This is a genomic window from Pseudarthrobacter sp. GQ63 (assembly GCF_059758765.1).
This window is the reverse complement of record NZ_JCAXEF010000007.1, coordinates 188,651-207,432: the sequence shown is the minus strand read 5'-3', so window position 1 is coordinate 207,432 and position 18,782 is coordinate 188,651. Positions and strand designations below refer to the sequence as shown.

The following is an 18,782-nucleotide window of genomic DNA, read 5'->3' as shown; positions in this document are numbered from 1 at the left end:
TCACAGCCCGCCAGACTGGCCATCCCTGGAACGGTCCCGGGTGAGGGGATCGCCTGCCATGGGATCGTCGGCAAGGTCGCGGTCGCCCAGCGGATCATCGGCAATCCGGTTGCCGGACCACGGTTCTTCGACCAGCTGCGGGCTGTCCAAGGGACTGGCGGGTCGCGTGGGGTCGGAGTAGCTGCTGCCTGGCGCGCCGCCGTCGTATCCTGCCGTTGTGGTGGCCGGGCCGGGAAGTTGCACCGGAGGGGGCGGTACGGTGCCGCCCGCGGGCACATAGGACTCGGTGTACCGGTCACCGTACGGCGTGCCGGAGTAGAGCCCCGCCGTGCCAGTGGTGCCGCTGGTGGGCGAAGACTCCGGTGCCCCGGCTGTCAGGCCGCGGGTGAGCCGGCCGGCCAGGACGCCCGCACCCGCTGCAAGCAGCAGGAAAGTTCCGGGGTTGTTGCGGGCGAACCGCTGGACCTCGCCGAGAATGTCGCCCGGCTGCTTGTTCTCCAGCCAGGACGCCATGGAAGAGGTGCGCTCCGCAGCCTGCCGGACCAGGTCGCTGGCCATGCCCTGCTGGTTCGGAGCGGTGGCCATGCTGTGCAGCTGGCTGGAGATATTGCGCATGCCTTCTGCGGCCTTCTGCTGCTGGGTCCCAGCCTGGCTTGTCAGGCCCGACTTCGCCTGGTGCAGAAGATCCTGCGCGCTGTGCTTCGCCTCGGACGCAACGTGCGCGGCTTCTTCCTTGGCGGTCTGGGCAACGTTCTGGGCCGAGCCCTTCGCCGTGCGGGCGACGTCAGCCGCTTCTTCCTTGGCCGCATCCTTGCGGGAGGTCCCCGTGCTGTCGCCGGCCTGGCCTGCACCGTACTGGGGAGTGGCGGCTGACGGGAAAGTGGCGGCGGACCGCTCACCCGGAATTCCTGTAGAGGCCGGTGGAGCCGTGGTAGCGGGATCCTCGGGCCATTGGTTCTCTGTCATCTTCGCTCTCTCTTTCCAAGAAGGCCGGTTGTTGATCAAGAACCAGCAGTACTGGCCGTAAAATAATAAGCATGATTACTAATAAAAGGTAAGTACCCTTGCTAAGCGAGTTCTAAACGGATCCAACAGAGTCAGCCGGAAGGGCGCAGGCCGGTCCGGTCACGTCAAGTGGAAAGTGGTGGGTAGTGTGGAAACAGCTCCATGGGTTTGGGTAGTCGTTGCCGTAGTTGTGGTGGTGCTGATAGTGCTGCTGTTGCTGGCCAGCGGAAGGCGCCGGAAGGCGATCCAGCAAAAGCGTGACGACGAACACCGGGAGAAGGCTGCGGAAATCCGCCGCGAGGCCGAGGCGAAGGAACTTGACGCCCGGGAGCGTGAAGCGAAAGCGACGCGTGCCAAAGCGGATGCAGAGCAGGCCCAGGTGGACGCAGCCAGGCTGCGCCAGCAGGCTGACCAGCAGGCAATGGAGGCCAAGGCACTCCGCGACGATGTGAATGAACGGGCGCGGAAAGCGGACGAGCTCGACCCCGATGTCCACGGCGACCGCCGCGGTGATGTGAACCCGGACCGCCGGGACCGCAGCAACCGCGAGCGAGCCGGCCACGAGGGCGTGGGGGATGGCACCACTGACGCGGCCCGCGGCGCTGATGACCGGGGCGTCCGCGGGGCCGAGCCCCGTGACGGCGTCCGGGACGAGGTGGCCCATGACGGCGTCCGGGACGACGGGGTGCAGAATGACCGCCCCGGCCAGGGTCCTAACCGTGACCGGAGCAGCCGCCGTGACCGGGAGGAACCCCCCTCGGGTATCTAGTCCACGGGCGGTACCGGTTTCCTTGGCTTGAGCACGGGGGAGGGAGTTACTCCTTCCCCCGTTCCCATGCCCCGGAGCACGGCCCTGACCGCATCGGTGGCCGGTATCGTTGGCTCCCAGCAAAGAATCCGGCGGGCCCGGCCCGTGTCCATGATGGGGGCGCCGGCAGCCATCTCCACCCATCCGGAGTCTGTGGGTTGGAGCCGCAGCCGCCACGTCAGGCCGACGATCTTGTGAAGCAGTCCCATGGGAATGGGGAGGATCCTGCGGGCGCCTACAATGCGGGCGAGCTCCTGCGGCGTCAGTACCGGCTCCGCCGCAATGTTGAAGGCCCCGGATGCGCGCTGGTCGATCACACGCCAGTAGGCATCCGCCACGTCATCAGCGTGCACCGCCTGGAAGACCAGGTTGTCCGGGGCGGGCAGCAGCGGAATCCGAAGTTTCCCCGGCAGGAGACGCGGCAGGAGCCGGCCGAGAAAATACCTGCCGATTTCACTTCCGGCATCGGACTGGAAAATCAGCCCTGGCCGGAGCCTTGCCACCGAGATGCCCGGCTCCGCTGCCATGAACGCGTCCAGGGCTGCTTCCTGCTCCGCCTTGTGCCGGCTGTAGTGCGAGCCCGCCATGCCGTTGACCGGCCAGGATTCGTCGCGTCGCTGATCTTTGGGCGCCTTGCTGTAGGCACCAACGGAAGAGGCGCACACCACCTGTTTCACCCCGGCCCTGGACGCTGCCGCGAGCACGTTCCTGGTGCCCGTCACATTGGTGCGGTACAGCTTCTCCAAATCCCGGTTGGGCTGGATCTGCCAGGCCAGGTGGACAACGGAATCCACACCTTCCAGGGCGGCATCAAGCTGGGCGCGGTCACCATCCAGGCCGATGTCCAGGGTGTGCCATTCAACGCCGGAGAAGGGTTCCCGGCCGGTGTCTGGGCGGCGCCTGCTGATGCCCGTCAGTTTCAGGCTTCCCGGCTTTTCAGACAACTGGGACTGCAGCCTGCGGAGGAGTGCTGTTCCGGCGTTTCCGCTGGCACCCGTGATGGCGATGTGCATGGCAAGGACTCCTCGGCGTGGCCTCTCGGTACGGCTGACATACCGAGCCTATATCCGGGAACCATTGTTTTATAAGCAACCTTATGATTTCCTACTTCTAAGTCTTGCCGCAGGCTTTCGGACCCCTACCCGAGGGAACCAACGACAATGCCCGAATACTTTCCCGCACTTGCCGTGGATACGATGCCCGTCCACCAGCACCAGCCAGAACTCGCGGAAACAAGCCCGTCCGGCATCAGAGCGGGGCGGCTGCACCAGACCTTCGAAAACGACTTAGTCCTCCGCTACCTGGACCTGGCTGAAGCGCTGGCCGCCCGGTTTGAGGCCCGCGGACGCGAGCGCGCGGACCTGAACCAGGTGGCCTACCTTGGGCTCGTGAAGGCTGCCCGCGGTTTTGACCAGTCCAAGGGAGACAGCTTTCCCGCCTATGCAGCCCCCACCATCACGGGTGAGCTAAAGCGGTACCTGCGTGACCGCACGTGGGTGGTCCGCCCGCCACGGCACATCCAGGACCTGCGCACCCGGATGTTCCGGGCCGAGCCGGAGCTCACCCAGTCGCTGGGAAGGAATCCCAGCGTGGCCGAACTGGCAGGGGCGCTGGACGAAGATGCCGCCGCCGTGCAGGAAGCCATCTCGGCCTCGAGCAGCATGCACCCGGACTCGCTGGACGCCGTCAACCCGTACTCCGACGCGCCGTCCATCGGCGAGGTGCTGGCCTGCCCCGAGACGCCGCTGGAGCGCCTGGAGGAGCTTGCGTGCCTGCGTGATGCCATCCAGGACCTGGATCCCGCGGACAGGGAACTCCTGTACCGCCGCTACTTCTGCGAGGAAACCCAGGTGCAGCTGGGAAAGCGGCTGGGCATGTCCCAGATGCAGGTCTCGCGCCGGCTTGCCCGGGTGCTGGTGGCCCTCCAGCGCAGGCTGGAAGGCAGTGCGCTCCCGCTACCAGGGGACGAAGCACGCGGAAACACTTCGCACGGAAAGACTTCCCGGACCCGGACGGGCTAGCCGCCCGGCTCGTTTGGACGGCATCCGCAGGGCTCGGGATCCGCAGCACAGGATTCCTGCGCCACGGCATCCAGATCCCGGACACCGTCCAACCGAAATCCGGCATACCGCACCCCGCTGGGAAAACCGCAGGAAGACCCCCGTACCAAGCACAGGCACCACGGCCCTATCTTGCCTGTTCAGCGCCCAGGGACGAATAACAAACGACAGTTGAGAAAACCGTGCGGCCCTGTTTAGGGACATCGGCAGAGGGGAACAGGGAGGACATGGTAAGCACCGAAACATCCAGGCTCAGGGCTGTCCTGTTCGACCGGGACGGAACCCTGGTGGTCGATGTGCCGTACAACGGGAATCCGGACCTTGTCCGGCCGATGCCCGGCGCCAAAGACGTGCTTGACGCCTTGCGTTCCGCAGGCATAGCCACCGGGGTGGTCAGCAACCAGTCCGGCATCGCCCGGGGCATGATCTCCGCCGACGACGTCGCCCGGGTGAATGCCAGGGTGGAGGAACTGCTTGGCCCCTTCGACGTATGGGAAGTGTGTCCCCACGCTGAACAGGACGGTTGCCTGTGCCGCAAACCGGCGCCGGGCATGGTCCACAGCGCGTGCCGGAAGCTCGGCATACCGGAGTCCGGGGCTGCCCTGATCGGCGACATCGGCGCTGACGTCAGGGCTGCGGAAGCAGCCGGTGCCACGGGCGTCCTGGTCCCCACCCCCGTAACTCTTGCCGCGGAAGTGGCTGAAGCGCCGCTGGTGGCGCAGGACCTGGCCGGCGCCGTGCGCCTGCTGCAGGAGGGGCGGTGACGGGCCGCGTCCTGGTGGCGCGCCTGGACAGCATGGGCGATGTCCTGCTGGCCGGTCCTGCAGTCAGGGCCGTGGCCAACGGCCGGATTCCGGACGGCAGCAGGCCCAACCACGTTGTGATGCTCTGCGGCAGGCAGGGGGAAGCTGCCGCAGCCATGCTGCCGGGGGCCGCGGAGGTGTACAGCTGGGACAGCCCGTGGATCATGAACCCGGCACCGGCAATGACCGGCCCGCACGCGGACAGGCTCATCGACTATGTCCGGAACTCCAGGATCACCGAAGCCGTCATCCTCACGTCCTTCCACCAGTCGCCCCTTCCGCTGGCGCTGCTGCTGCGGCTGGCGGGTGTTGAGCGCATTACCGGGGCGTCCACCGATTACGCCGGGTCCCTCCTTGATGTCCGGCTGAAGCCGGGGGAGGACTTTTCCGAAGACCAGCCTGAGGCCGAACGCGCCCTGGGCATCGCGGAGGCGGCAGGGTTCAGGCTCCCGGCGGGCGACGACGGCAAGCTCCGCCTCGCCTCCGTGCCCGATGTCGCGGACCTTGTGGGGCACGGCCCATACGTGGTGGTCCATCCCGGCGCGGCCGTCCCCGCAAGGGCCTGGCCGCCGCTGCACCACGCGGCCGCCGTCGAACTCCTCCAGGGCGCGGGGCACCGCGTAGTGGTCACCGGAGGTCCCGGCGAAACGTCCCTGACCGCCACAGTGGCGGGTCCCTCGGCGCTGGACCTGGGCGGCCGGACGGACCTCACCTCGCTGGCGGGCGTCATGGCGGGAGCCGGGGCAGTCATCACCGGCAACACCGGTCCCGCACACCTCGCGGCCGCCGTCGGCACTCCCGTTGCCTGCCTTTTCTCCCCGGTGGTGCCGGCCATCCGCTGGGCACCGTACGGGGTTCCGCTGGAACTCCTGGGGGACCAGAACGCTGCCTGCCGGATGACCCGCGCCCGCGTCTGCCCGGTTCCGGGACATCCCTGCCTGGACTCCGTGTCGCCCGAGGAAGTGGTGGCAGCAGTGGAACGGCTGATGGGTGGAGTGAGCTCTTTCAGTACCCACGTCAGTACCCGGAGAAAGGCCCGCAACAGATGAGAATCCTGCTCTGGCATGTCCACGGTTCCTGGACGGACGCCTTTGTGCGCGGCCGTCACGAGTATCTTCTCCCTGTCCTGCCCGGCGGTGGGCCGTGGGGGCTTGGCCGTGCCCGCAGGGACTGGCCCAAATCAGTGCGGGAGGTGGAGCTGGCGTCGCTGGACGCCGAAGCCGTGGACGCCGTCGTCCTGCAACGCCCGGAGGAGATCGACGAAGTTGCGCGGGTCCTGGGCCGCCGGCCCGGCGCGGACCTGCCGGCAGTGTACGTGGAGCACAACACCCCCAAGGGCGACTTCCCCTTCACAAGGCACCCGCTCGCGGACCAGCGCGGCATCCCGCTGGTCCACGTAACGCACTTCAACCGGCTCGCCTGGGACAACGGGTCTGCGGTGTCAACGGTGATCGAGCACGGAATACCGGACCCCGGGCAGCTCTACACGGGCGAGCTGGCAGAGCTCGGCGTGGTGGTCAATGAACCCATCCGGCGCGGCCGCGTGACGGGGACGGACCTGCTGCCCGCCTTCGCCTCGGTGGCACCCCTGCAGGTCTTCGGTATGAAGACCGACGGCCTCGCCGCCGCCACCGGGATCGACGCGTCCCGGCTGACCTCCCGGGGCGACCTGAAGACGCTGGAGCTGCACCGCGAACTGGCACGATGCCGGGTCTACATGCACCCGATGCGCTGGACCTCTCTGGGGCTGTCCCTCCTGGAAGCCATGCACCTGGGAATGCCCGTGGTTGCCCTGGCAACCACCGAAGCACCGCGGGCGGTGCCGCCGGAAGCGGGCGCCGTGTCCGCCGACATCGACGAGCTGCTCCGGTGTGCGCGGCGGCTGGTGTCCAATCCGGAGGAAGCACGACGACGTGGCGTCGCCGCGCGCGAGGCGGCACTCGAACGCTATGGCCTGGCCAGGTTCCAGCAACGCTGGGACGAGCTCCTGGGGGACCTGGCCGGCCATCCCCGGCGCCCGCTGGCCGCCGGCAATAACGGCCCGGACGAGCGGATCCTTGTTCCGGCGCGAGAGAGGAAGACGCCATGAGAATCTCGATGATTTCAGAACATGCCAGCCCTTTGGCGGCTTTGGGCGGAGTGGACGCCGGCGGGCAGAACGTGCACGTCGCGGCACTGTCCGAAGCGCTGGCCAGGCGCGGCCACCACGTCACCGTCTACACCCGCAGGGACGCAACGGAGCTTCCCGCCCGGGTCCGGGTGGGGCTCCGCCTGGAAGTGGTCCACGTGGAGGCCGGACCGGCACGCCACGTTCCGAAGGACGGGCTGCTGCCCTTCATGGGTGAACTCGCTGACGGTGTGGCCAGGGACTGGACCCAGCGGCCCCCGGATGTGGTGCACGGCCACTTCTGGATGTCGGGCCTGGCTGCCCTGGACGCCGCCAGGCGCCCCGCCCCCGGATACCGGATCCCCGTCATCCAGACCTTCCACGCGCTGGGAACTGTCAAGCGCCGGCACCAGGGCGCAGAGGACACCAGTCCGCAGGAACGCCGCTGGCTCGAACCGGGCGTGGGCCGGTCCGCGGACCGGATCATCGCCACCTGCTCGGACGAGGTGTTCGAGCTCAAGGCCATGGGCATCGACACCAGCAAGATCTCCATCGCCCCCTGCGGCGTGGACCTGGACTTCTTTTCCGCCGACGGTCCCACGGCTGCACGGACTGCAAGCCACCGTATCCTCTCCGTGGGCCGCCTGGTGCCGCGCAAGGGAGTTGACCTGGTGATCCGGTCGCTTCCCTACCTGCGTGAGTCAGGGTTCGACGACGTTGAGCTCCTGATCGTGGGCGGCGGCGGGGACTCCGGCGTGCTTGACGCGGATCCGGAGGTGCGCCGCCTGCTGGGCCTTGCCGCCGAACTCGGTGTGGCGGACCAGGTGCGGCTGCAGGGCCAGGTGTCCCGCGGCGAGATGCCCGGGATTTTCCGCAGCGCGGACGCCGTGGTCTGCGCCCCCTGGTACGAGCCCTTCGGCATCGTTCCGCTGGAAGCCATGGCCTGCGGCGTCCCTGTGGTGGCTGCCGCCGTCGGCGGTCTCCGTGACACCGTGGTGGACCATGGAACGGGGCTGCACGTGCCGCCCCGCGATCCGGAAGCCATCGCTTCCGCCCTGGCCATGCTGCTAAGCAATCCGTCGCTGCGGACGGAGCTGGGCAATGCGGGAAAGGTCCGCGCCCGCACCCGGTATTCCTGGGACCGGGTGGCCGCCGAAACCGAAAAGGCCTACCAGCTGGCGGTGGCAGGAGCTCCTGCCGGTGTTGCCCCGATGGAAGGAGCGGCGCTGTGACTCCGGACTGGTCCTTGCGTGATGCCGGCCTGAGGACCCTGGCCGCCCCTCAGGCGCTGCCGGCCGTCCTGCCCGGCTCCGGCTATGTTGACCCGGTCACCGCGGACGTTGTCCAGGCCCACCTGGACAACGTCCTGCCGGCGCTGGATTCGCTGCGGCGCCAGTCCTTCCGCCTAGCCGCATGGGGAGTGGACCTGGCGCACCGACTGCTGCGCGGGCAGCGCCTCCTGGCCGCAGGCAACGGCGGTTCAGCCGCGGAGGCGCAGCACCTGACTGCCGAGCTGGTGGGCAGGTTCGACGGCGAGCGTGTCCCGTTCTCCGCGATCTCCCTGCATGCCGAGTCCTCGGCCGTCACGGCGATCGCCAACGACTATGGGTACGACGACGTCTTCGCGCGCCAGGTGCGTGCCCACGGCCGCTCCGGCGACGTGCTGATGCTGCTGTCCACCAGCGGCAAGAGCCCCAACCTGCTGCGGGCCGCGGAGGTCGCGTCCCGGCTCAACATCACCACCTGGGCGCTCACGGGGGCCGGCCCCAACCCCTTATCCGACGCGTGTGACGAGGCAGTGATGATTGACGCCCTTAACGCCAATGCGCAGGAAGGGCACCTGATCGCCCTGCATGCCATGTGCCGTGCCTTCGACCTGGAAGTGGGGCGGCGCAGCACTCCCGACGCCGGGCTCCAGGGACGGGGCCGGTCATGAGGATCGTGGTGGTGGGCGACGTGATGCTGGACGTGGACCTGTCCGGGGAGGCCACCCGGCTCAGCCCCGACGCGCCCGTTCCGGTGGTGGACGTCTCCGGGGTGAAGCGGCGGGCCGGCGGCGCCGGCCTGGTGGCGCGGATGCTCGCGGAGGACGGCTGGCCCGTCACCCTGGTGACTGTCCTGGGCGACGACGACGCCGGGCGCCAGCTTGAAGCGCACCTCGCCGGGGTGCGGCTTGTGTCCGGCCCCAGCGGCCACGCCTCGCCGGTCAAGACCCGGGTCAGGGCGGGATCGCACCCGGTGGTGCGCTTTGACGAGGGCTGCGGCAATGCTCCCATTCCGGATGCCAGCCCCGCCATGCTCCGCGCGGTCGAGCAGGCAGGCGTGATCATCGTGGCCGACTATGGCAGGGGGCTGGCGGCAAATCCGCAGCTCAGGGACCTCCTGGCCCGGCTGGCCGGCAGGGTGCCCATCATCTGGGACCCGCATCCTTCCGGGCCGGACCCCGTCCCGGGAGTGGCCGTGGTGACGCCGAACGCCGCCGAGGCGGGCAAGGCCGCGCAGGCTTATGCCGGCTCCCAGGACCCGGCGACGCAGGATCCAGCGCCGCAGGATCCCGCAGTCCAGGCCGGCCGGATCCTGCTGGAACAGTGGCAGAGCCGCGCCGTCCTGGTGACCAAGGGCGAACAGGGAGCGGTCCTGCTGCGGAAGGGCAGCGGCTCCCCGCAAGCGGTGCCGGCGCCCCGGGTGGAAGCGGGTGATCCCTGCGGGGCCGGAGACCGGCTTGCAGCCAGCCTGGCGGTCCACCTCCTGGCCGGCCGCGACCTCGGTGAGGCTGCGGGGCTGGCAGTCCATGACGCGGCAGATTTCCTCGCCAACGGGGGAGTGTCCGCACTCCCGGACCACGCGTCCTCCAGTGCGCCCGCCCAGGATCCCCGGAACCACTCCGCGCCCCACAACCAGGCAGCGCCGAGGCGCCGCACCCGCGAACCACTGCTGCTGGCCCGCACGGTGCGGGAGGCCGGCGGGACAGTGGTGGCCACCGGCGGCTGCTTCGACCTGCTGCACGCCGGCCACGTCCGGTCCCTCGCCGCAGCCCGCGAACTGGGCGACTGCCTGATCGTCTGCCTCAATTCCGACGAATCCGTCCGCCGGCTCAAGGGGCCGGACCGTCCCATCATCGGCCAGCAGGACAGGGCCGAGCTTCTGCTGGCCTTGGAATGCGTGGACGCGGTGATGGTCTTCGACGACGACACACCGGTCGCCGTCCTGGAGCGCCTCCGCCCGGACATCTGGGTCAAAGGCGGGGACTACAAGGGCGCCCGCCTGCCGGAGGCCGACCTCGTGGAGCAGTGGGGCGGCCGCTGCCTGACCGTGCCGTTCCACCCTGCCCGTTCCACCACGGGCCTCGCCGACGCCCTCGCCAAGGTGGGCTGACCGCCGCTCCGCCCCATGTTTTTCGTATTCCCCATTGAAAGGAACACCATGACTGCAGAAGTGAATGCGCCCGCAACCAACACCCCCGGCCGCGTGCTCGTTACCGGAGGTGCCTCCGGACTGGGGGCTGCCGTCGTCGACGCCGTCCTCAAGGCAGGCGGCACCCCGGTGGTGCTGGACCGCGATATCAGCAGCGTTTCCGCCGTGAAGGCCTTCGAAGTGGACGTCTCGGACCGCGCGGCCGTGGAAGCGGCAGTGAAGGAAGCCGCCGAGTCGCTGGGGGGACTGGAAGCCGTGGTCACCGCGGCCGGAATCGACCGCTGCGGCAAACTGGCGGACGTCGAAGCCACGGAGTGGGAAAAGGTCATCGGAGTGAACCTCATGGGCACGGTCTCGGTGGTCCGGGCTGCCCTGCCTTACCTCAAGGCCAGCCACGGCCGGGTGGTGACTGTCGCCTCCACCCTGGGGAAGCGGGCCGTTGCCGATGCCACCGCCTACTGCGCCTCCAAGTTTGGCGTGGTGGGATTCAGCCACGCGCTGGCAGCAGAAACGGGCGGGGAAATCGGTGTGACCACCATGATCCCCGGGGGCATGAAGACCCGCTTCTTCGATGACCGCACGGAGCAGTACAAGCCGCAGGACGATTCGCGCCTCAACGACCCCGCCAATACGGCGCAGGCAATCCTCTTCGCCCTGTCACAGCCCACGGGATGCGAGGTCCGCGAGATGCTGATCTGCCATGAGGAAGAGGGCTCCTGGCCCTAAATCCAACAGACCACCAGACCGGAAACCGACGGGAGGAACACCATGCCTACCACTGCAGTCGAAACAACCACAGGCACCGAATCAGCAGAACGAGCCGGGATCACCATCCGCAACCCGCGCACCGGCGACGTCCTGTGGACCGTGCCGGAGGCCGGACCGGAGACCGTGGCCCGCGCCGTGGACGTTGCCCGGAGCGCAGCTCCGGACTGGGCCTCCACCGCTCCGTCGGAGCGGGGCGCCGCGCTCCGGACCGCCGCGCGGGCACTCGATGCCGCCGCCCGGGAACTGGCCGGGCTCAACGCCAGCGAAACGGGTCGGCCGGTGGACGAATCGCTGGCTGGGATCGCGGCCGGTGTGTCCACGCTGGAGCAGTATGCCGAGCTTGGCCCTGTCCACCGCGGCCTCAGCCTGCGGGGAAGCCAGCTCGCGTCGGACTACACCGTGGCGGAGCCCCGGGGAGTGGCAGCGCTCCTGACCCCATGGAACGATCCCGTCGCTGTGGCCTGCGGACTGATCGGTGCCGCACTGGTCACCGGCAACACGGTGGTCCACAAGCCCAGCGAGCGCTGCCCGCGCCTCGGCGAGGCGCTGGGGGAGGTCCTGGCCCCGGCGTTCCCGCCCGGGGTGTTCCAGACAATCACCGGTGGAGCGGGCGTCGGCGCGCTTCTGGCACAGTCTGGCCTGGACGTCATCGCCCACGTCGGATCCAGTGCTGCCGGTGCCCATCTTGCCCGTGCAGGGGCACAGTCCGGTGCACACGTCATCCGGGAAAACGGAGGAAACGATCCCCTGCTGGTGGACCGTGACGTCGATCCCGTATGGGCGGCAGAACAGGCCGCCATGGGCGCCTTCAGCAACAGCGGCCAGATCTGTGTGGCGGTTGAACGTATCTATGTCCATGAAGCCATCGCCGCGGAGTTTTGCGCCGCGCTGGAGGCAGAGGCAGCACTCCGGAACGGCAATGGCACGGTGGCCCCGCTGGTGGACGGGCGGATGCGGGACGCGGTCCACGCCCACGTGGCTGAGGCGCTGCAGCAGGGAGCGCATGCGGTGGAAGGCGGGACGCTCCCGGACGGTCCGGGCTCCTTCTACCCGGCGACGGTGCTGACCGGATGCACGGAGCGGATGGAGGTCATGACGGAGGAGACGTTCGGACCCGTTGCCCCGGTCCAGGTGGTGACATCGTTCGACGACGGCCTGCGGCTGGCGTGCAGCGGCAAGTACGGCCTCGCCGCCACGGTGCTGTCCGCCAACATCGCCCACATCCAGCAGGCAGTGGCCACCCTCCCCGTTGGCACCGTGAAAATCAACGAGGTCTTCGGCGGGGCCCCCGGCGGGGCTGCCCAGCCGCGGGGCATCAGCGGTGCCGGCTTCGGGTACGGTCCCGAACTCCTGGATGAGTTCAGCCGGGTGAAAGTGGTGCACATTGCGGCGCCGCCGGCGGCTGCCATGGCAAGGGACCAGCCGTGACCACGGCGCCGGAAACGGCGGATCTTTCGCAGCAGCGCGCCCTCGCGGAGTGGCTGCCGGGACGGATCGCTGCGGAACGGCCGGCCATCCTGGTGCTGGGCGACGTCATGCTGGACGGCTGGTGGAACGGCAGCATCGAGCGGCTGTGCCGGGAGGCCCCCGCCCCGGTGGTGGACGTGCAGAGCCGCGAGTCGGTGCCCGGCGGAGCGGCCAATACAGCCATGAATTTGGCTGCCCTGGGGGCCCGTGTCTCGGTGGCGGGCATCATCGGCACCGACGACGCCGGCGTGGACCTCCGCAACCAGCTCGTGGCAGCCGGGATCGATGTCACGCACCTGCTCGACCACCCGGACATGGTCACCACCACCAAGATCCGGATCAGCAGTGGCGGCCAGGTAATGCTTCGCATCGATGACTCCGCCAGCTCCGTGCCCGCCGAAGCGCTGGCCGAACTCGCGGCGTTGGTGCGGTCCGCCGTCGAACACCAGCAGGCGGTGATGGTCTGCGACTACGGCACCGGCGTCCTGGCCGACCCCGTGCGGCGCGCCCTGACGGACGCGCTGGCCGGCAGGCACGGCGCGGAGTCCGCTGCCCGCCCGCTGCTGGTGGTTGACTCCCACGACCCCCGCCCGTGGGCGCCGCTCCACCCGGACCTGGTAACCCCCAACGCGCAGGAAACTGCGCGGATGTTGGAGGTACGGCTCCCGGACGGACAGGAGAGGGTGGCGGAGGTGGGCAGGCACGCCGAGGCACTGCTGGAGGCAACGGGTGCGGGGGCCGTGGTGGTCACCCTGGACCGTGACGGAACCGTGCTGCTGAGGCCCGACGGCGTGACGCACCGGACGTGGGCACGCCCGGCTGCCGAGAAACAGGCGTCGGGAGCCGGTGACACCTTCGTGGCCGCCCTGACACTTGCGCGGTCTGCAGGCCTGCCCCTCACGGCCAGCCTGGACCTGGCGCAGTCGGCGGCCGACGTCGTGGTGCACCAGCCGGGCACGTCGGTCTGCAGCACGGCGCAGCTCAGCCGCTACCTGAAAGCGTTCGCGGACACCGCGCTGGACGCCGGCGAGCTTGAACGGCAGCTGGAGCTGCACCGCGCCCAGGACCAGCGCATCGTGCTGACCAACGGCTGCTTCGACGTCCTGCACAGCGGCCACACCCGCTACCTCAACCAGGCCAAACAGCTGGGGGACATCCTGGTGGTGGCGCTCAACAGCGACGACTCCGTGCGGCGGCTCAAAGGTGAAGGCCGTCCCATCAATGCGGTGGCGGACCGGGCGGCCGTGGTGGCGGCGCTGAGCTGCGTGGATTACGTGACGGTCTTCGACACCCCCACCGCAGCTCCGTTGATCCGGCAGCTGCGTCCCGAGGTCTACGCCAAGGGCGGGGACTACACCCCGGAGATGCTGGCAGAGACCCCGGCCGTGGAGGAGTACGGCGGCCGCGTGGCCATCCTGGACTACGTGGCCGACCGTTCCACGACGGCTGTGGTCAACAAGATCCGGGACGGCGAAGGGGCCGTGCGGACCAACTAGGGTTGAGAGCTGGACTGGTTGGGCTGAATGAAGCGGGGCACGGGTAATGGCGAAACGCGGGAAGTCGGGGGGCCGCGGCAGCCGTGCCACGGCCGGCGTGGTGGAGGTTCCCAAAGGAACCCGGCCGGACGGCCCGGTTGAGGGCGTCTACTACATCGATACCGGAGACTGCGAGCTGATCGCGGACCAGGACAACTCCACCGGCTGGCTCCTGAAGATCAACGGCGTCATGAGCTCCCATATCGACCTCGCCGACCCGCTGTTCCTGGACTTTGAGTACATGCGGTGGATGGCGGCGCTCATCGAGTCCCGCTGGCCGCCGTCGGAAGCGTCCTCCGGGCCGAAGCTCCGCGGGCTGCACCTGGGCGGCGGAGCCTGCTCGCTGGCGCGGTACTTCCATGCCGCCTACCCGGATGCGCGGCAGGTGGTGGTGGAACTGGACGGCAAGCTGGCCGAATACGTCCGCGGCTGGTTCGACCTGCCCAAGGCGCCCCTGCTGCGGCTCCGCGTGGGGGAGGCCCGCGAGGTTACCGAGGCCCTGACGGCGGACACCCGCGACTTCATCATCAGGGACGTGTTCGCCGGAGCCCTCACCCCGCGGCCCCTCACCACCGCGGAATTCACCCGGCACGCCAAGCGCGTCCTTGCACCCGGGGGGATTTACGTCGTGAACTCCGGTGACGCGCCGGACCTGAAGAACGCCCGGGAGGATGCCGCCACCATTGCGGCCTCCTTCAAGCACACCGTGATCATCGCGGACCCTGCCATGCTGAAGGGCCGGCGCTACGGAAACATGGTGATGGCGGGCAGCGACACCCCGTTCGGCGACGACCCGAAACTCCACCGGCGGCTCCTGGGCGGCGCGGTCCCGGCCCACCTGTGGGACGACGCCCAGGTCCGGGCTTTCGCGGCAGGGTCACCGGTGCGGCACGATCCGCCCGCAACCCCATCGATTGCTCCGTAACTGTCGTTCTCACCCCCGACAACGACAGTTACGGAGCAGCCGAAGAGGTTTTGCCACGGCCCAGCAGCCATTCCCGGTGTCCGGCCATCTGTTCCCGCAGCGCCTGGACCACCGCCGCCACCGCCGGGCGCCGCAGCGAATCCGGCCGGAGCACCATCCAGTACGGCAGCAGTTCGGCGATCTCGGCCGGCAGCAGGCGGACCAGGTCAGGGTGGAGGTCGCCCATGAAACAGGGCAGGAAACCGATCCCCGCTCCGGCGCGGGTTGCCTCCACGTGGACAAAGACGTTGGTTGAGGTGAGGCCGTCGCGCATGGCGGGCACCAGCCGGCGGGGTGCGTCCAGGTCATCCACCTGCAGCATCGAATCCACGAAATAGACCAGCGGGTGGTCATTGAGCTCGGCCACCGTGGCTGGCGTGCCATGCTCGGCCAGGTAGGCGCGCGAGGCGTACATCCCCAGCATGTATTCGCCCAGCCGCATGGCCTCGGCCCGGTGCACCTGCGGTTCGCCCACCACCACTTCGATGTCCAGGCCCGAGCGCTGCTGCAGCGCCCGCCGCGTCATGGTCACCACCTCAACGCTGAGCCCGGGATGGTCCCGGCGCAGCCGCGCCACCGCGGGTGCGGCGATGTAGGCACTGAAGCCGTCCGTTGCAGTCATGCGTACGACGCCGGTAATTGGGTCGGGTGCCCGTCCGGCGGGTCCCAGGGCGCCCACCACCGCTTCGACCTGCTCAGCGGCCTGGACGGCCTGCGCTCCGAGGTCGGTCAGCTCCCAGCCTCCGGGGGCGCGGGCCAGGACCCTACCGCCGAGTGCCTTCTCCAAGGAGGCGATCCGGCGTGAGACGGTGGTGTGGTTCAGGCCCAGTGCCTGCGCGGCGGCCGTGAATTTGGCGGTGCGGGATACCGCCAGGAGTACCAGCAGGTCATCCGGATTGACGTTCATATCTGCAATTCTGCACACAGTGCGTGCTGCTTTGGTTATTGAAGGCGCATGTCCGTGCAGTAAGACTCAGTGGAGCCATTAGTGCTGGAGATCACAGCGCGTGTCGCCGTGGACACGGAGGAGAAACCCATGAGCGCTGAACAGCGCCCGGCAGAGAGTGCTGCCGGACCTGCCCCGGTAGACGCTGCGCTGCATGAGCGACCGGAAAATCTGTTAGAAAGCCCGAGGGGACTGCCATGGAAAACACGTTGAACGGCCGCAAGGCACTGATTACCGGGGGAGCGGGCGGGATCGGCGCCGCCAGCGCGCGGGCCCTCGCCGCGCGGGGTGCCAAGGTGGTGATCGCGGACGTGGACGCGGCCGCGGCGGAAGCACTTGCGGATGAAGTGGGAGGCACCACCTGGGCCGTTGATCTGTTGGACGTGGAATCGCTCGCCACCCTGAGCCTTGACTGCGACATCCTGGTGAACAACGCCGGGATCCAGCGCATCAGTCCCATCGAGGACTTCGAGCCAGCCGATTTCCGCCGGCTGCTCACCCTCATGCTGGAGGCGCCGTTCCTGTTGATCCGGGCCGCGCTGCCGCACATGTATGCGAACAATTTCGGCCGGATCATCAACCTCTCCTCGGTGCACGGGATCCGGGCCTCCCCGTTCAAAAGCGCGTATGTATCCGCCAAGCACGGCCTGGAAGGGCTGAGCAAGGTGACGGCGCTTGAGGGCGGGGAGCACGGCGTAACCTCCAACTGCATCAACCCCGGATATGTGCGCACGCCGCTGGTGGAGTCGCAGATCGCGGACCAGGCCAAGGTCCACGGAATCCCGGAATCGGAAGTCCTGGCGAAAATCATGCTCACGGAATCCGCCGTGAAACGCTTGGTGGAGCCGGAGGAAGTGGCCTCTCTTGTGGCCTGGCTCGCGTCGGACCACGCGGGCATGGTGACCGGCGCCAGCTACACGATGGATGGCGGCTGGTCGGCCCGCTAGCCTCCCGGTGCGGGAGTTTTTTTCCAGATGTGCCGGCTTCCGGCCTTCAGCCTGCATATCTGGACAAAAACTCAATCCAGCTGTTTGATTTGCCGGTGGTCGTAGAAGAACACGCCGTGGACGGTATCCACGCCCACTGATGTTCCCTGCTGAAAAACCACCAATCCCTCGCGACGGCCCTTGAACGGATCATCCGCCACCACGGCGTCGCCGATTTTGTAGGGTGACCGCGGGGCGAAGGGCTTCAGCATGCGGTTCCATGTTTGGGCTGCAACCTTGGTCAGGCTGACGGGCCGGCCCATGCTTGATGGGTCCCGGACAACGGCTTTGGCCATGTGTACCAACTCCTCGGAAGCGGCGCAGGCCGCTCACTCGCGGTGCAGGTTAACCGGAATGTTCCCAGCAGAGGGCGGCCCTCCACATTCCGGCTGGCACCTTACGTCAAAGCTATGCGCTAATCACACCAGTCACACCAGTAACAAGTACTCGCTTTTTACGGACCCGGTACTTACCTGGTGCTCAGCGCTCAGCGCTTGCCGTTGACGATGTCCTCTGCGTTCTCGAAGGCCCATGCCACCAGCGGAACCAGCAGTGCGCTCAGCTCGTAGCCGCGTTCGGTAAGGCTGTAATCCACGCGGGGCGGAATAACCGTCTGCGCATCCCGGCGGACCAGGCCATCCCGTTCCAAAGTCTTGAGGGTCTGCGCCAGCATCTTTTCACTGATTCCCTCAGCCCGGCGACGCAGGTCGCTCCACCGCTGCTCGCCTTCCGAAAGCGCAAGCAGGATAAGGACGCCCCACTTGCTGGTGACGTGGTCCAGCACAGTCCGGCTGGGGCAACCGGCCGGGAACACGCCGTCGGCAAGGTCAACCGGAAGGGGAGCCGCTTGGACCGCATGGCTGTTGGCACTAACTTCCATGTGAGTACCTTACCTGAAAGTGCGTACTCTCTTTTAGGAAGTAATCAGGAATGCGTGTGGTTGTGCTTCATGTCAGACACCCTACGGAAGGAATTTCATGAGCATCGTCATCACCGGAGCAACCGGCCAGCTGGGCCGCCACGTCGTCGAGGCCCTGCTGGAGCGCAACGTCCCTGCCGGGGAAATTGTGGCCACGGGACGCTCCGTGGAAAAGCTGGCAGGCCTTGCCGGGAGCGGCGTGCAGGTCAAAGCACTGGACTACGCGGACGCGTCCTCCGTGGCCGCGGCACTGAAGGGTGCCCGGAAGCTGCTCCTCATTTCCGGCAGCGAGGTGGGCCAGCGGGTGGAGCAGCACCGCACCGTGATCGAAGCCGCGAAGGCGGAAGGTGTGGAGCTGTTGGCCTACACCAGCATCGCCAACGCCGACAGCACGGGGATGAAGCTGGCAGCCGAGCACCGGGCCACGGAGGCCATCCTGCGGGAATCAGGGGTGCCCTTCGTCCTCCTGCGCAATGGCTGGTACCTCGAGAACTACACGGACCAGCTGCCCGGGACCCTGGCCCAGGGCGCCCTCGCCGGCAGCGCAGGGGACGGACAGGTCAGCGGCGCCGCGCGTGCTGACTATGCCCATGCCGCTGCTGCCGTGCTCGTGGCGGAGGGCCAGGCGGGCAAGGTGTACGAACTGGGCGGTGACGAGGCCTTCAGCATGGCGGACCTCGCAGCCGAAATCAGCTCGGCCACCGGCAGGACCATCACGTACAACGACTTGCCCGCACAGGAATACGCCGGCTTGCTGACCGGCGCCGGAGTGCCGGAGGCGTTCGCGGAGATCCTGGCGGACTCCGATCTGGGCATCGCCCGCGGGGACCTCCTGGTAAGCAGCGGGGACCTGCGCAGGCTGATCGGACGGCCTGCCACCTCGCTGGCTGAGGCTGTGCGGGCTGCCGCTGCCGCCGTATAGCGGCCGTACCGCCTGCGTTTGCACTGGGCGTGTGCGGGCCGGGATGACCACGGACAGCGGCGGGGTCCGCCCACAAGG

Annotated in this window: 19 protein-coding genes; 14 read left to right on the top strand and 5 right to left on the bottom strand. The window is 68.3% G+C overall.

Annotated elements, in window-relative coordinates:
* Window positions 1–966, bottom strand: coding sequence for a hypothetical protein (locus tag AC6CHP_RS13635; protein ID WP_188729130.1), 966 nt, complete (start codon window positions 964–966; stop codon window positions 1–3).
* A 187-nt stretch (window positions 967–1,153) separates the two neighbouring features.
* On the opposite strand from AC6CHP_RS13635, the gene AC6CHP_RS13630 reads away from it, so the two are divergent.
* Window positions 1,154–1,774: a hypothetical protein gene (locus AC6CHP_RS13630; protein WP_188729132.1), complete on the top strand. Its 621-nt coding sequence runs from the start codon at window positions 1,154–1,156 to the stop codon at window positions 1,772–1,774.
* Here AC6CHP_RS13630 and AC6CHP_RS13625 read toward each other — a convergent pair.
* Window positions 1,771–2,826 (bottom strand): NAD-dependent epimerase/dehydratase family protein, encoded by a 1,056-nt coding sequence (locus AC6CHP_RS13625; RefSeq protein WP_188729134.1) that lies wholly within the window; start codon window positions 2,824–2,826, stop codon window positions 1,771–1,773. The two genes, AC6CHP_RS13630 and AC6CHP_RS13625, sit on opposite strands and share 4 nt — an antisense overlap.
* A 147-nt stretch (window positions 2,827–2,973) precedes the next feature.
* Between AC6CHP_RS13625 and AC6CHP_RS13620 the strand changes: the two genes are divergently transcribed.
* From AC6CHP_RS13620 to AC6CHP_RS13570, 11 genes are all read left to right on the top strand, one after another.
* The gene (locus AC6CHP_RS13620) at window positions 2,974–3,834 is read left to right on the top strand and encodes a sigma-70 family RNA polymerase sigma factor (RefSeq protein ID WP_188729136.1); all 861 of its coding nucleotides are present in this window, start codon (window positions 2,974–2,976) and stop codon (window positions 3,832–3,834) included.
* A gap of 266 nt (window positions 3,835–4,100) precedes the next feature.
* Window positions 4,101–4,637, top strand: a complete 537-nt coding sequence (locus AC6CHP_RS13615; RefSeq protein WP_188729138.1) for a D-glycero-alpha-D-manno-heptose-1,7-bisphosphate 7-phosphatase — start codon at window positions 4,101–4,103, stop codon at window positions 4,635–4,637.
* 32 nt (window positions 4,638–4,669) lie between these two features.
* Window positions 4,670–5,725, top strand: a complete 1,056-nt coding sequence (locus AC6CHP_RS13610; protein WP_377193662.1) for a glycosyltransferase family 9 protein — start codon at window positions 4,670–4,672, stop codon at window positions 5,723–5,725.
* Complete coding sequence (locus AC6CHP_RS13605; RefSeq protein WP_498230446.1) at window positions 5,722–6,765, top strand: glycosyltransferase; 1,044 nt, start codon at window positions 5,722–5,724, stop codon at window positions 6,763–6,765. The genes AC6CHP_RS13610 and AC6CHP_RS13605 overlap by 4 nt, the downstream gene beginning before the upstream one ends.
* Window positions 6,762–8,015, top strand: coding sequence for a glycosyltransferase (locus AC6CHP_RS13600; protein ID WP_498230444.1), 1,254 nt, complete (start codon window positions 6,762–6,764; stop codon window positions 8,013–8,015). Before AC6CHP_RS13605 ends, AC6CHP_RS13600 begins: the two co-directional genes overlap by 4 nt.
* A complete protein-coding gene (locus AC6CHP_RS13595) occupies window positions 8,012–8,719 on the top strand; it encodes a D-sedoheptulose-7-phosphate isomerase (RefSeq protein WP_498230442.1) in 708 nt (235 codons plus the stop codon). The genes AC6CHP_RS13600 and AC6CHP_RS13595 overlap by 4 nt, the downstream gene beginning before the upstream one ends.
* A complete protein-coding gene (rfaE2, locus tag AC6CHP_RS13590; protein ID WP_498230440.1) occupies window positions 8,716–10,158 on the top strand; it encodes a D-glycero-beta-D-manno-heptose 1-phosphate adenylyltransferase in 1,443 nt (480 codons plus the stop codon). Before AC6CHP_RS13595 ends, rfaE2 (AC6CHP_RS13590) begins: the two co-directional genes overlap by 4 nt.
* Before the next feature lie 48 nt (window positions 10,159–10,206).
* Window positions 10,207–10,923 (top strand): SDR family oxidoreductase, encoded by a 717-nt coding sequence (locus AC6CHP_RS13585; RefSeq protein ID WP_104188007.1) that lies wholly within the window; start codon window positions 10,207–10,209, stop codon window positions 10,921–10,923.
* Window positions 10,924–10,965: 42 nt separating this feature from the next.
* Window positions 10,966–12,393 (top strand): aldehyde dehydrogenase family protein, encoded by a 1,428-nt coding sequence (locus AC6CHP_RS13580; RefSeq protein ID WP_498230437.1) that lies wholly within the window; start codon window positions 10,966–10,968, stop codon window positions 12,391–12,393.
* Window positions 12,390–13,928 carry a D-glycero-beta-D-manno-heptose 1-phosphate adenylyltransferase gene (rfaE2, locus tag AC6CHP_RS13575; RefSeq protein WP_498230435.1) on the top strand — a complete coding sequence of 513 codons (1,539 nt, stop codon included), beginning with the start codon at window positions 12,390–12,392 and terminating at the stop codon, window positions 13,926–13,928. Before AC6CHP_RS13580 ends, rfaE2 (AC6CHP_RS13575) begins: the two co-directional genes overlap by 4 nt.
* A 46-nt stretch (window positions 13,929–13,974) precedes the next feature.
* Complete coding sequence (locus AC6CHP_RS13570; RefSeq protein ID WP_498230433.1) at window positions 13,975–14,892, top strand: spermidine synthase; 918 nt, start codon at window positions 13,975–13,977, stop codon at window positions 14,890–14,892.
* Window positions 14,893–14,920: 28 nt separating this feature from the next.
* On the opposite strand, the gene AC6CHP_RS13565 is transcribed toward AC6CHP_RS13570, so the two are convergent.
* A complete protein-coding gene (locus AC6CHP_RS13565) occupies window positions 14,921–15,838 on the bottom strand; it encodes a LysR family transcriptional regulator (RefSeq protein WP_498230431.1) in 918 nt (305 codons plus the stop codon).
* 236 nt (window positions 15,839–16,074) lie between these two features.
* Here AC6CHP_RS13565 and AC6CHP_RS13560 point away from each other — a divergent pair, with 236 nt between their 5' ends.
* Window positions 16,075–16,824 (top strand): 3-hydroxybutyrate dehydrogenase, encoded by a 750-nt coding sequence (locus AC6CHP_RS13560; protein WP_377193582.1) that lies wholly within the window; start codon window positions 16,075–16,077, stop codon window positions 16,822–16,824.
* Between the two features lie 71 nt (window positions 16,825–16,895).
* On the opposite strand, the gene AC6CHP_RS13555 is transcribed toward AC6CHP_RS13560, so the two are convergent.
* Both AC6CHP_RS13555 and AC6CHP_RS13550 read right to left on the bottom strand, forming a co-directional pair.
* Complete coding sequence (locus tag AC6CHP_RS13555) at window positions 16,896–17,159, bottom strand: hypothetical protein (RefSeq protein WP_104188021.1); 264 nt, start codon at window positions 17,157–17,159, stop codon at window positions 16,896–16,898.
* Between the two features lie 191 nt (window positions 17,160–17,350).
* Window positions 17,351–17,743, bottom strand: coding sequence for a winged helix-turn-helix transcriptional regulator (locus AC6CHP_RS13550; RefSeq protein WP_498230428.1), 393 nt, complete (start codon window positions 17,741–17,743; stop codon window positions 17,351–17,353).
* Window positions 17,744–17,840: 97 nt separating this feature from the next.
* On the opposite strand from AC6CHP_RS13550, the gene AC6CHP_RS13545 reads away from it, so the two are divergent.
* Window positions 17,841–18,704, top strand: a complete 864-nt coding sequence (locus AC6CHP_RS13545) for an SDR family oxidoreductase (RefSeq protein ID WP_498230426.1) — start codon at window positions 17,841–17,843, stop codon at window positions 18,702–18,704.
* Window positions 18,705–18,782: the final 78 nt, after the last annotated feature.